This is a genomic window from Geminicoccus flavidas (genome assembly GCF_009806515.1).
Taxonomy (GTDB): domain Bacteria; phylum Pseudomonadota; class Alphaproteobacteria; order Geminicoccales; family Geminicoccaceae; genus Geminicoccus; species Geminicoccus flavidus.
The window spans coordinates 1-12,906 of record NZ_WUJP01000133.1 but is presented as its reverse complement, the minus strand read 5'-3'; the positions used below and the strand labels follow the sequence as shown (position 1 = coordinate 12,906).

The following is a 12,906-nucleotide window of genomic DNA, read 5'->3' as shown; positions in this document are numbered from 1 at the left end:
CACTGGCGGGTCGGGCCCGGCGGGTGGTCGCGTTCGACGACGACCAGGCCCAGATCGACCGCGCCGTGGCACTGGGCGCGGTGCCGGGCGACGCAGGTGCCATCACGGGGCTCGCCGCCCTGGTGGTGAGCCCGGGCGTGCCGCTCACCCATCCGGCGCCGCACCCCGTGGTCCGGGCCGCTGCCGAGGCCGGCGTGCCGCGCATCGCCGACCTGGACCTGCTGGCCGGAAGGCTGGGCGAGCGGCGGGTGGTGGGTGTCACCGGGACCAACGGCAAGTCGACCACCACCGCACTGATCAACCACATCCTGGCCGGCTCGGGCCGGGCGGCCGTGATGGGCGGCAATATCGGCGTGCCGGTCCTGGACATGGATCTGGGGCCTGCTGACGCGGTGGTGGTGCTCGAGCTTTCGTCCTACCAGCTCGACCTGATCCAGGACCTGCCGATCGACATTGCGGTCTGGACCAACATCTCGCCGGACCATCTGGACCGGCACGGCGACCTCGCCGGCTATGTCCGGGCCAAGGAGAAGCTGTTCCGCCACGGGCGCGGCCATGCCACCGCGGTGATCGGTGTGGACGACCAGGAGAGCCGGCAGGTCCTGGCCCGCCTGGCAGCGCACGGCACCCACCGGATCGTGCCGGTCTCGGGCGGGCAGATGCCCGGCGGCGGCGTGGGGGTGGTCGAGGGGCGGCTGATCGATGCCAGCGACAAGACCTCGCGCTTCGTGGCCGGCTTGAGCAAGGCCACCACGCTGCGCGGCCGGCACAACCACCAGAACGCGGCCGCCGCCTATGCCGCGGTGCGTGCACTGGGTGGCATCGCGCCCAGGCTGGTGACTGAGCGGATGTTCGACTTCCCTGGTCTGCCGCACCGCATGGAGCAGGTGGCCCTCGAGGACGGCGTGTGCTGGGTCAACGACAGCAAGGCGACTAACCCCGATGCCGCCGCGCGCAGCCTGGGCGCCTTCGACCAGGTCGTCTGGATCGCCGGGGGCCGGCCCAAGCCCGGAGGCTTCCGCAGCCTGGCTCCCGCCATGGCCAATGTCCGGGCAGCGCTGCTGATCGGCGAGGCGGCGGATGCGATCGCAGAGGACCTGGGCGGCGTGGTCGACTGCCGCAAGCTCGGCACGCTGGACGAAGCGGTCGCGGCCGCACGCGAGATCGCCACGCCCGGCACCACCGTGCTGCTGGCGCCCGCCTGCGCTAGCTTCGACCAGTTCAGGGACTACGAGGCGCGGGGCGAGCGCTTCCGCGACCTCGTGAAAGGGTAGGGCGGCATGATCGTCGTCGCGCGCAGCAATCGCAGCGTCCTGGGCTCCTGGTGGTGGACGGTCGACCGCGTCCTGATGCTGGGCTTCGCGATCCTGGCCGTGATCGGCCTGATCCTGGTGTTCGCGGCCAGCGGCCCGGTCGCGATCCGCAACAACAATCCCGCCACCTATTTCGTCGAGCGCCAGGCCATCTTCCTGGCGGCGTCGATCGCCCTGATGCTGTGCGCGTCCATGCTCTCGCCGCGCGGCGTGCTGCGGCTCGCCTGGTTCCTCCTAGCGGTGTTCATCGGGCTGACGGCGCTCACCCCGTATGGCCCCGAGGTCAAGGGCGCCCATCGCTGGCTCGACTTCGGCAGCTTCCGCCTGCAGCCCTCCGAGTTTGTGAAGCCGACGCTTGCGGTCGCGGTCGCTTGGCTCCTGGCCCGCAGCCAGGGCCTGCGCGGCCTGTGGCCCTCGCTCCTGCCGGTCTGCCTGGCCCTGGTGATGCTGGCCCGCCAGCCCGACATCGGCATGGCCTTCGTGGTGGCCGCAGTGTTCGGCATCCAGCTGTTCCTGGCCGGGCTCGGCTGGGGCTGGATCACGGCTGCCGCCGGTGCCGGCATCGGCGGCCTTTGGGGGGCGTATCTGTTCTACCCGCACTTCACCCAGCGGGTGGACGGCTTCATGGACCCCTCCCAGGAGGTCTACCAGGTCGACAAGGCGATGAACGCGGTGGCGTCGGGCGGCCTGCTCGGCCGGGGCCCGGGCGAGGGAGTGGTGAAATTCCAGCTGCCCGATGCCCATTCCGACTTCATCTTCGCCGCCACTGCCGAGGAATTCGGGGTGATCACTTGCCTGGCGCTGGTGGGGCTGTTCTTCTTCCTCCTGTTCCGGGCGCTGCGCCGGGTCTCGGGCCTCCATGACCGCTTCTGCCTGCTGGCTGCCGGCGGGCTCGCCGCCCAGTTCGGCCTGCAGGCCTTCATCAACATGGCGGTCAACCTGAACCTGATGCCGACCAAGGGAATGACCTTGCCGTTCATCTCCTATGGCGGCAGCTCGCTCCTGGCGTTCGGGCTGAGCATGGGCCTGCTCCTGGCGCTGACCCGCCGCGGCGCCCGGCTGGAGCTGGTGCGATGACCGGCCTGGTGGTGATCGCGTCCGGCGGCACCGGGGGGCACATGTTCCCGGCTCTGGCGCTCGCCGACGAGATCGTCCGCCGCGGCCACAAGGTGGCGCTGGTGGTGGACGAGCGGGGCCGGCGCTGGGTGAAGGGCGGCTATGACGTCCATGTGGTGGCGGCGGCACGGCCGGGCCTGGGTGCGGTCGGCCGCGGCCTGGGCGTGGCCCAGGGCCTCGTCCAGTGTCTGCGCCTCCTGCGCCGCTGGCGGCCTTCGGTGGCAGCCTGCTTTGGCGGCTATGCCTCCTTCCCGCCGGCCTTCGCCGCCCGGCTGCTCGGCCGCCCGCTGGTGGTCCACGAGCAGAACGCGGTGTTGGGCAAGGCCAACCGGGCGCTCGCCAAGCTCGCCCAGCGACTGGCGCTGAGCTTCGCCCGCACCGAGCACGCCCCGCCGCTCTCCGACCGCACCCTGGTCACCGGCAATCCCCTGCGCAGCGGGTTCGAGGCCGCAGCGGCCGCCCCCAATCCGGATGGCCGCCTGCGGATCCTGGTGCTGGGCGGCTCGCAGGGTGCGCGGGTATTCTCGACCGTGCTGCCCGAAGCACTGGCCCGCCTGCCGGCCGAGCTTCGCCAGCGCCTCGCCATGGTGCAGCAGGCCAGGCCCGAGGATCTGGACCATGTCCGCGCGCGCTATGCCGAACTCGGCATCCAGGCCGAGATCGCGAGCTTCTTCGACGACATGCCGAGGAGGCTCGCTGGCTGCGATCTGGTGATCGCGCGCAGCGGTGCGTCCACCGTGGCCGAGGTCACCGCCTGCGGCCGCCCGGCGCTCTACGTGCCCTATGCGCATGCCGCCGACGACCACCAGTACGTCAACGCCATCCGGATCACCGAGGCGGGCGGGGCGGTGACCCTGCGCGAACTGGCCGCGTCGCCGGAAACTCTCGCAGACGCCATCACCTCTTTGGTGAACAATCCGGTGCTGCTCGACGATATGGCCAAGGCCACCCGGTCGATCGCGCGGCCGGATGCGACCCGGGCGCTTGCCGACCTGGTACTTTCCGTTGCGGAGCCAAGACCGTGAAGTTCCTGCCGCAGGATGTGGGCATCATCCATTTCATCGGGATTGGCGGGATCGGCATGTCCGGCATCGCGGACGTGCTCCATCACCTGGGCTATCGGGTGCAGGGCTCCGACCAGTCGGCCAGTACCAACGTGCGCCGGCTGCAGGAGCAGGGCATCCGGGTGGCGATCGGCCACCGGGCGGCGAACCTGGGCGAGGCGGCCGTGGTCGTGTTCAGCTCCGCCGTGAGCGCCGACAACCCGGAAATGATCGAGGCGCGGGCAAGGCGCCTGCCGGTGGTGCGCCGGGCCGACATGCTGGGCGAGCTGATGCGGCTGAAGTCCGCCATCGCGATCGCCGGCACGCACGGCAAGACCACCACCACCTCGCTGGTGGCGGCCTTGCTGGATGCCGCGGGCCTGGATCCCACCGTGGTGAACGGCGGCATCATCAACGCCTACGGCACCAATGCTCGGGTCGGCGCGGGCGACTGGATGGTGGTGGAGAGCGACGAGAGCGACGGCAGCTTCCTGCGCCTGCCGGCCACGATCGGCGTGGTGACCAACATCGATCCGGAGCACATGGAGCATTACGGGACGTTCGAGGCGGTACGCGACGCCTATTACAGCTTCGTCGAGCGGCTGCCCTTCTACGGTTTTGCGGCACTCTGTCTGGACCATCCCGAGGTCCAGGCCCTGATCGCCCGGATCACCGACCGCCGGGTGGTCACCTACGGCTTCAGCCCGCAGGCCGACGTGCGCGCGACCAGCCTGTCCATCGAGCCCGGCGGCTCGACCTTCGACGTGACGGTCACTAGGCGCGGCGGCCGGCCGCTGCAGCTCGACGGCATGTTCTTGGCGATGCCCGGCCGGCACAACGTCCAGAACGCGCTGGCGGTGATCGCGATTGCCGAGGAGCTCGGCATCGACCATGCCGCCACGCGCAAGGCGCTCAGCTCCTTTGGCGGGGTCAAGCGCCGCTTCACCATCACCGGCAAGGCGAACGGGGTGACGGTCGTCGATGACTATGGCCACCACCCGGTCGAGATCCGCGCGGTGCTGGCGACCGCGCGCCAGGCGACCAAGGGCCGGGTGGTCGCGATCGTCCAGCCGCACCGATACTCGCGGCTGGCCTCGCTGTTCGATGAGTTCTGCGGCTGCCTGCACGATGCCGACACGGTGCTGATCGCTCCGGTCTATGCCGCCGGCGAGGCGCCGATCGAAGGTGCCGACCGGGATCGGCTGGTAGCCGGCATCCAGGCCCGTGGCCATCGCGACTGCCGGCCGATCAAGGGACCGGAGGGACTGGCCGATCTCGTGCGCGCGATCACCGAGCCGGGCGACCTGGTGGTGTGCCTGGGTGCCGGCACGATCACCGCCTGGGCCAATGCGCTCCCGGCCGAGATGGCTGCTTTGGCCGAGGCCGCCTGATGGCCGACTGGCGCGACCAGCTACCAATAGTGCAGGGCGAGTTGCGCCGGGACGTGGCGTTGAGCGGGCTGACCTGGCTGCGGGTCGGCGGCCCGGCTGACGTCCTGTTCAACCCTGCCGACGCGGACGACCTGGCGGCCTTCCTGCGGGCACTGCCGCCCGAGGTGCCGGTGCTGCCGGTGGGCGTGGGCTCGAACCTGCTGGTGCGCGACGGCGGCATCCGTGGCGTGGTGGTTCGCCTGGGCGGGCCGCTCGCCAAGGTCGTGGCGGAGGGGACCACGCTGGTGGCCGGTGCCGGGGCGCTCGACCAGAACGTGGCACGCGCCGCCCAGCGCGCGGGCTTGGCCGGCATCGAGTTCATGATCGGCATTCCCGGCACGATCGGCGGTGCGGTACGCATGAACGCCGGTGCGTTCGGCGGCGAGACCGCCGAGCGCCTGCTCTGGGCCGAGATCGTGGAGCGCGACGGCAGGGTCCGCCGGCTGGCGAAGGCTGAGCTCGGCTTGTCCTACCGGCGCTCAAGCCTGCCCGAAGGGGCGATCGTGCTCCGCGCCGCGTTTGGCCTTCAGTCGGACGACCCGGCGGCGATCCTTGAGCGCATGGACCGGATCCGGGCCGAGCGCGAGGCGGCCCAGCCGATCCGGGTCGCGACCGGGGGCAGCACCTTCAAGAATCCCGAGGCGGGCCGGGCCTGGCAGCTCGTGGACCAGGCCGGCTGCCGCGGCCTCGCGCACGGCCAGGCAATGGTCTCGGACAAGCACTGCAATTTCCTGATCAACCGCGGTGGCGCCTCGGCCAGGGAGGTCGAGGAGCTGGGCGAGATCGTCCGGCAGCGTGTCCTGGCGCAGAGCGGGGTGGCGCTCGCCTGGGAGATCGTCCGCGTCGGGGAGAAGGCTTCATGAGCCGCTGGAAGGCCAAGACGGTCGCAGTCCTGCTGGGCGGCCGGTCCGCTGAGCGCGAGGTCAGCCTCGTGTCGGGCAAGGCCTGCGCCGACGCCCTGGACGCGGCGGGGTTCCGGACGGTCCGGATCGACGCTGCCGACCGACTGGTCGAGCGGCTGGTCGAGCTGCGGCCCGATGTCTGCTTCAACGCCCTGCACGGCCGGTTCGGCGAGGACGGCCGGGTGCCGGGCCTCCTCGACCTCTTGGGCATCCCCTACACCCATTCTGGCGTGCTGGCGTCTGCCCTGGCGATGGACAAACCGCAGGCCAAGCGGGTGTTCCGGGCGGTTGGGCTGCGCTGCCCGGAAGGGGTAGAGACCAGCTATGCCGAGCTGGTCGAGCAGGGCGCGCCGATGCCTGGCCCGATCGTGGTGAAGCCCGCCTGCGAGGGCAGCTCGGTGGGCGTGCTGATCGCCCCGGATGGCGACATCGCGGCACTCGCCCGGCGCAACGACGTCGATCCCGGGCAGCGGCTGATGGTCGAGACTTATGTCCAGGGCCGCGAGCTGACCTGCGGCGTGCTCGACGACCAGGCACTGGCGGTCACCGAGATCGTGCCGCGCGACGGGTTCTACGACTATCGCGCGAAATACACTTCCGGTTTCGCCGACCATGTCGTGCCGGCCGATCTGCCGCCTGAAGTGTATGCCTGCGTGCTCGACTGGTCGCTGCGGGCCCATCAGACCCTGGGCTGCCGCGGGACGAGCCGCTGCGACTTCCGCTGGGATCCGGACCAGCCGGGCACGGATGGTCTCCATCTGCTGGAAATCAACACCCAGCCCGGGATGACGCCGCTCTCGCTCCTGCCGGAGCAGGCGGCCGCCTGCGGGATCCCGTTCGGTGAACTGGTGCAGCGCCTGCTGGAGAGTGCCCGATGCGACACCTGAGCCGCACCGCTGTCCGGATCCGCACCCTGCGCCGGGCCAGGCGCCGGCCACGCTGGCTGCGCCCGCTGCTGATCACGATGGCGGTCGCGTTCGCCATCGGTGGGGCCTTGCCCGCCCTGTGGATAACCTATGGAAAAACCCATGTCGGCCCAGCGCTCGCCGCGCTCGACGTGAGCTGGCGGTCGGCAAGTGCCGCGTCTGGCTTGGTTGTGCAGAAACTTTCCAGTGACGGGAGAGTGCGGACTTCTGTGGATGAATTGAGGACGGTCCTTGATGACCTCCGCGGCTCCAATATACTTGTGGTTGATATCGATCAGGTTCGTGAACGTATCGAGGAGCTTCCCTGGGTGAAGTCCGCCTCCGTCCATCGTCGGCTTCCGGACACCTTGCATGTCAGCCTGGAGGAGCGAGCTCCGCTGGCGCTCGCCGAAGCGGATGGGCGCCGGCTGGTGCTGATCGACGAAGACGGCCAGCCGGTCAAGGTCGCCGACCTGCGGCCGTTCGCCGACCTGCCGACCGTGGCCGGCGAGGGGGCCCAGCGTCATGCCGGTGAGCTGCTGGCCCTGGTCCGCTCTGAGCCCTCGCTCTACAGCCGGGTGTCGGGTGCCTACCGGGTGGGTGATCGCCGCTGGAACGTGTGGATCGACGGGAGGGTCGAGGTGCGGCTGCCGGAGGACGATGCGGCGGGGGCCTGGCGCAAGCTAGCGCGGGTCCAGGCCGGCAGCGGCCTGCTCGACAAGGCGATCGTGGCCCTGGACATGCGGGCGACCGGTGGTGTCGTGGTGCGGGCGGACCCGCGGGTCACTGCCGGCAGCGGGGAGGGTGCCTGATGGCTGTTACCCTCGACCGCCATCCCCTGCCCGCCGGCGGCTTCGACCAGGGCCAGGGCAGCCGGATCCGCGCGGTGGTCGACGTCGGCACCAGCAAGTTCGGCTGCTGGATCGTCCGGGCGCGCCGCTCGGGCGGCTTCGAGCTGTGCGGCAAGGGCTACCAAGCCGCGGACGGGATGCGCAGCGGCGAGATCGTGGATGGCGACGATGCCGAGCTCGGCATCGCGGCGGTGGTGCACGAGGCGGAGCAGGCGGCCGGCGAGGAACTGCGCGACGTGGCGGTGGTCACCAGCGGCGGCAGCCCGCTGTCCAGCCATGGCCGGGTCGAGATCCCGCTCTACGGGCGCGCGGTCGACCGCTCCGATATGGCCCGGGCGCTGGACGCCGCTAGGCGCCAGCTCGACCGGCCCGGCCGCTCGATCCTCCACCTGGTGCCGCTGGAAGTCTCGATCGACGACAGCCGGCCGCTCCGGGACCCCACCGGCATGCGCGGCGAGAGCCTGCAGGTGCTGGCCCACGCGGTCAGCATCGACAGCCGCCACGTGGCGCAGCTGCGCGCCTGCCTGGATGGCTGCCACCTGGACGTGGCGAGCATCGTTGCCGCGGGCTACGCGTCCGGCTGGTCGGTCACCACCCAGGAAGAGCGCGAGCGCGGCGTGCTGGTGCTGGACCTGGGTGCTGGCGTGTCCTGCGCTGCCCACTTCTTCGGCGGCCGCCTGGCCCTGCTGGTCTCGGTACCCTATGGCGGCGAGCACATCACCGCCGACCTGGCACACGGGCTCGCCACCCAGCGCACCCATGCCGAGCGGATCAAGTCGCTCTACACCAGCGTGCAGGCGCGCCATGGTGACGCCGACCAGCGGATCGCGGTGCCGCATGTGGGCGACCCGGACGGCTGGCCGTCCGGCGAGGTCGCCCGCTCCCGCCTGACCGAGATCGCCCGGCCGCGCGTCGAGGAGATCCTGGAGCTGGTGCGCTCCCGACTGATGGAGCATGCCGAACTGTTCCGGACCATGCCGCCATCCGGCCTGGTGCTGACCGGCGGTGCGTCGCGGATCGAGGGGCTGGTCGAACTGGTCGACGAGATGTTCGGCCTGCCGGTGCGCTTCGGCCGGCCCGACCGGATCCGGTCGGGGGAAGTGTTCGAGTGCGAGCCCTGCGCCAGTGCCGCCAATGGCGCACTGGCCTTGTGCCGGGGCGAGGACGGTGGCCAGGGTTGGCGCGGCGAGGCTTCCGGAAGCCCGATCGGCCGGGGCTGGTCGCGGTTCCGCAAGTGGTTGCGCGAGAATTTCTAGGGGATGGACGGACCGGAGCGCCTGAGGGGGGCGGGCCGGCCGTGATGGCAGACGAACAGTGGTGCCCCCGTGCCTGCGCGAGAGGACGGGAGGGGTGGAGGACCAGATGACGATCAACTTGACCATGCCGGTGGCCCATGACCTGAAGCCCAGGATCAGCGTGGTCGGGGTCGGCGGCGCCGGTGGCAATGCCGTCAACAACATGATCACCGCCCATCTCGAGGGGGTGGAGTTCGTCGCCTGCAACACCGACGCCCAGGCGCTGGACCGCTGCCTCACCGATCGCAAGATCCAGCTCGGCAACACCGTGACCCACGGGCTCGGCGCCGGTGCCCGCCCGGAGATCGGCCGTGCCGCCGCGGAAGAGGCGCGCAACGAGATCATCGACGCGCTCTCCGGCAGCCACATGGTGTTTATCACCGCCGGCATGGGCGGCGGCACCGGCACGGGTGCCGCCCCGGTCATCGCCAAGGCCGTCAAGGAGCAGGGCATCCTGACCGTCGGCGTGGTCACCAAGCCCTTCCAGTTCGAGGGCGGCTACCGTGCCCGCCTGGCCGAGAGCGGCATCGAGGAACTGGAGCAGTGGGTCGACACGCTGATCGTGATCCCCAACCAGAACCTGTTCCGCATCGCCAACGAGCGCACCACCTTCACCGAGGCCTTCCAGATGGCCGACCAGGTGCTGCACATGGGCGTGCGTGGGGTCACCGACCTGATCGTGATGCCGGGCTTGGTCAACCTGGACTTCGCCGACATCCGCACCGTCATGTCCGAGATGGGCAAGGCGATGATGGGTACGGGCGAGAGCGAGGGCGAGCGCCGCGCCATCGAGGCCGCCGAATCGGCGATCTCCAACCCGCTGCTTGACGAGGTGTCGATGAAGGGCGCCCGCGGCGTCCTCATCAACATCACCGGCGGCCCGGACATGACCCTGTTCGAGGTCGATGCCGCGGCCAACCGGATCCGCGAGGAGGTCGACACCGACGCCAACATCATCTTCGGCTCGACCTTCGACGAATCGATGCAGGGCAAGATCCGCGTCTCGGTGGTCGCCACCGGCATCGCCATGCAGGAGCGCAAGCGCCGCGTGCAACCGGGTGCGCCGGAAGTCGTAGCCAGCACCGCGCCGGCCGTCTCGCCGCTGCGCTTCCAGCCCCAGGCTCCCCGTGGGATCGCCCAGGCCTACCCGACCCTGCGCGCCGCCACCCAGCTCGCCCCCACCACCGCCCAGGCAGTGGACGCCCATATCCGAGCCATGACCGTACGCGGTGGTGCCGGTGCCGAGGCGGATGCCGAGCGGGCCGATGCCTATGCGCCGCCCGCCGCTGCCGAGCCCGATGCCGGCTACGAGCAGGTCGAGCGTGAGTACGAGACGGCCGGTGCCGACCAGCATGCCGTCGACCGGCGGTCCCGCAACCTGTCCGGCCTCGGCCGTGCGGAGGACCGGCTGAGCAACCTGTTCAGCAAGATGAGCAAGGGCCTGGGCTTTGGCGGCGAGGCACAGGGCGGCGAGCAGAGGAGTGAGAACGCCCATCTGCGCTGGGAGCAGTCCAGCTCCAACAGCGCTGCGGGCGGCGATCCGGTCGCAGAGATCCCTGCCTTCCTTCGTCGCGACCGCACAAGGACTTGAGAGCGGCGGCTGCCACGCCTCTTGAAGAGGGTTGCTGTAATAATCGGTAACCAACTGTGAGTGGCGGCGATGCTCACCTCTGCTTATCTCGATGGTGCCCGGTGCTGCCTGATCCGGCGGGGCCGACCCTGAACCAGGGTCGGAGCCTGCCGGGGACGGGGCCCGGATCGTCGAGAACGGAGCAAAGTTAGTGATCATCGCAGGCAGCCAGCGTGACGAAGCCGGCAACCAGGACCTAGGGGTCCGGGCCAGCCGTAGCGCACGTGCGCAGCGTACGATCGCGCACCGGATCGGCTGCGTCGGCATCGGCCTGCATGGCGGCCGCAAGGTTTCCCTGAACCTGTTGCCGGCAGCTCCCGATACCGGGGTCATGTTCGTCCGCACTGACCTGCCCGGCCGCCCGGTGATCCCGGCAGTGGCCGACCGGGTCGGCGACACCACCATGTGCACCGCCTTGGTCGGGCCCGACGATGTTAAGGTCGCCACGATCGAGCATCTGATGGCCGCCCTGGCGCTGGCCGAGATCGACAATGTTACGGTCGAGCTGGACGGCCCGGAAGTGCCGATCATGGACGGCAGTGCGGCACCGTTCCTGTTCCTCCTGGAATGCGCCGGCGTGCGCGAGCAGGACCGGCCGCTCCGGCGGATCGAGGTGATCAAGCCGGTGGTGGTGGAAGCCGCCGGCAAGTTCGCCCGGCTGGATCCGGCCCCCTTCACCAGCTTCTCTGCCTCGATCGACTTCGCCCATCCCGCGGTCGGCACCCAGTCCCTGTCCCTGCCGTTCGAGCCCAGGCGCCTCGCGCGCGTCCTGGGCCCCGCCAGGACCTTCGGCTTTGCCGCGGACATCGAGCAGTTGCGCGCCATGGGCCTGGCCCGGGGCGGCTCACTCGACAACGCGGTGGTGGTGGGCCCCGAAGGCGTGCTGAACCCGGGCGGCCTGCGCTTTCCCGACGAGTTCGTCCGGCACAAGCTGCTGGACGCGGTGGGCGACACCCATCTGGCGGGCGCGCCGATCGTCGGCCGCTGGACCGGGCACCGTGCCGGTCATGCCCTGCATGTGAAGCTGGTGCGTGCCCTGCTGGCCGACCGCTCGGCCTGGCGCTATGTCGAGGATCTCGACGCCGAGCAGAGCCTGGACGTCGCGCAGCACGCCGCCGCCCAGCCGGTCGCCGCCTCGGCCTGAGCCCGGCCGTGGGCAGTGACGATCCGGCCGCACCTGCGACCAACCTGCGCGCCCTGGCGGCGATGCGGCCGTCGTTTCGACGTGATAGAGCATGCTCGCGCCGGCCATCCTTTCCGGATGGCCGCCGGAGCGGGGAGCGTGCGTGCTGCGGGGCTGGTTCGTCGATCGCCATTTCTACACGCGTGACCGGTCGGCCCGCGGCCGCTACACCACCTTCACCCGCGCAGCCCAGATCCGCCTGGCATCGGCCGGCCTGGGGCTGGTGCTCCTGACCCTGCTGCTGGCTGGGGTCGTCGTCTGGGACCGGCTCGGCCCTCCCGGCACGACGGCCACTGCATCGTCCGGCCTGACTCCGGCGCTGGCGGCGGAGCACGGCGGGGACGACGAGATCCTGGCGTTGCGGGCGGCCCTGGCGGAAAGCCGGGAGAAGCGGGCAGAGCTCGCTGCCGTGGTCGAGAGCCTCGAGCGGCGGCTGTCCGCACTGACGGAGGCGGCACCCGACCAGGCGGCCGAACTGGACCGGCTGCGGCAGGACCATGACGAAGCGGTGCAGCGGGCGCTGGCTGCAGAGATCGAGCGCGATGCCGCCATCGCCGAGCGGGAACTGGCCGAGGCCCGCGTGCTGGAGCACGGGCGTGATCTGGCCAGCCGCGAGCCGATCGATCCCGCGAGCGTGCCGGACCGGATCCGGGCGCTGGAGCTGGAGCTGGAACTCGTGCGGGCCAATGACGCGGCCGACAGTCTCCCACCCGACGATCGCTCGTTCTACGAGCCCGAGGCCCCCGACGCCGACGGGCCGGATGATCCGCCTGTCGCACCGCAGTTGCCCGAACCGCTGCCGGACCTAGAATCCGGCGAACCCGCTGCCGGACCCTGAGCCCCAGATCTTTGATCGTTGCCCCTGCCAGCCCTCTTGGACGAGATCATGAAGCTGGACGAACTCGACACGCCCATCGCCCTGGTCGACATGGACCGGGTCGAGGCCAACCTGAAGCGCTGGCAGGCCTTCTGCGACCGGCACGGCATCGCCAACCGGCCGCACATCAAGACCCACAAGCTGGTCGAGCTGGCGCGGCTGCAGGTCGAGCTGGGTGCACGCGGCATCGCCTGCCAGAAGCTGGGCGAGGCCGAGGTGATGGCCGATGCCGGGATCGACGACATCCTGATCCCGTTCAACCTGGTGGGCGAGCGCAAGCTCGCGCGCGCCGTAGCCCTGGCGAAGCGGATCCGCCTGATCCTGATCGCCGACAGCCGTGAGGTATCCGATCCGATCGGCC

At 70.6% G+C, this 12,906-nt stretch carries 12 protein-coding genes; all 12 read left to right on the top strand.

Annotated features, from left to right (window positions below; translation table 11 throughout):
- Positions 1-1,274, top strand: a 1,274-nt coding sequence (murD, locus tag EQG76_RS03560; protein ID WP_159710672.1) for a UDP-N-acetylmuramoyl-L-alanine--D-glutamate ligase, incomplete at its 5' end; no start/stop codon positions are given.
- Positions 1,275-1,280: 6 nt separating this feature from the next.
- Positions 1,281-2,390, top strand: a complete 1,110-nt coding sequence (locus EQG76_RS03555; RefSeq protein WP_159710670.1) for an FtsW/RodA/SpoVE family cell cycle protein — start codon at positions 1,281-1,283, stop codon at positions 2,388-2,390.
- A complete protein-coding gene (gene murG, locus EQG76_RS03550) occupies positions 2,387-3,454 on the top strand; it encodes an undecaprenyldiphospho-muramoylpentapeptide beta-N-acetylglucosaminyltransferase (RefSeq protein ID WP_159710668.1) in 1,068 nt (355 codons plus the stop codon). The genes EQG76_RS03555 and murG overlap by 4 nt, the downstream gene beginning before the upstream one ends.
- Positions 3,451-4,863: a UDP-N-acetylmuramate--L-alanine ligase gene (murC, locus tag EQG76_RS03545; protein ID WP_200840528.1), complete on the top strand. Its 1,413-nt coding sequence runs from the start codon at positions 3,451-3,453 to the stop codon at positions 4,861-4,863. The genes murG and murC overlap by 4 nt, the downstream gene beginning before the upstream one ends.
- Positions 4,863-5,765: a UDP-N-acetylmuramate dehydrogenase gene (gene murB, locus EQG76_RS03540; protein WP_159710666.1), complete on the top strand. Its 903-nt coding sequence runs from the start codon at positions 4,863-4,865 to the stop codon at positions 5,763-5,765. Before murC ends, murB begins: the two co-directional genes overlap by 1 nt.
- Positions 5,762-6,691 carry a D-alanine--D-alanine ligase gene (locus EQG76_RS03535; RefSeq protein ID WP_159710664.1) on the top strand — a complete coding sequence of 310 codons (930 nt, stop codon included), beginning with the start codon at positions 5,762-5,764 and terminating at the stop codon, positions 6,689-6,691. The genes murB and EQG76_RS03535 overlap by 4 nt, the downstream gene beginning before the upstream one ends.
- On the top strand, positions 6,679-7,521 hold the full coding sequence (locus tag EQG76_RS03530; RefSeq protein WP_321573430.1) for a cell division protein FtsQ/DivIB: 843 nt from the start codon (positions 6,679-6,681) through the stop codon (positions 7,519-7,521). Before EQG76_RS03535 ends, EQG76_RS03530 begins: the two co-directional genes overlap by 13 nt.
- Positions 7,521-8,816 carry a cell division protein FtsA gene (ftsA, locus tag EQG76_RS03525; protein ID WP_159710660.1) on the top strand — a complete coding sequence of 432 codons (1,296 nt, stop codon included), beginning with the start codon at positions 7,521-7,523 and terminating at the stop codon, positions 8,814-8,816. Before EQG76_RS03530 ends, ftsA begins: the two co-directional genes overlap by 1 nt.
- A gap of 106 nt (positions 8,817-8,922) precedes the next feature.
- The gene (ftsZ, locus tag EQG76_RS03520) at positions 8,923-10,446 is read left to right on the top strand and encodes a cell division protein FtsZ (protein WP_159710658.1); all 1,524 of its coding nucleotides are present in this window, start codon (positions 8,923-8,925) and stop codon (positions 10,444-10,446) included.
- Between the two features lie 190 nt (positions 10,447-10,636).
- Entirely contained in the window at positions 10,637-11,629 is a 993-nt protein-coding gene (lpxC, locus tag EQG76_RS03515; RefSeq protein WP_235031190.1) for a UDP-3-O-acyl-N-acetylglucosamine deacetylase, read from the top strand.
- Positions 11,630-11,771: 142 nt separating this feature from the next.
- The gene (locus EQG76_RS03510; protein WP_159710656.1) at positions 11,772-12,506 is read left to right on the top strand and encodes a hypothetical protein; all 735 of its coding nucleotides are present in this window, start codon (positions 11,772-11,774) and stop codon (positions 12,504-12,506) included.
- A 48-nt stretch (positions 12,507-12,554) separates the two neighbouring features.
- A partial coding sequence (locus EQG76_RS03505; protein ID WP_200840527.1) for an alanine racemase occupies positions 12,555-12,906 on the top strand: 352 nt, incomplete at its 3' end.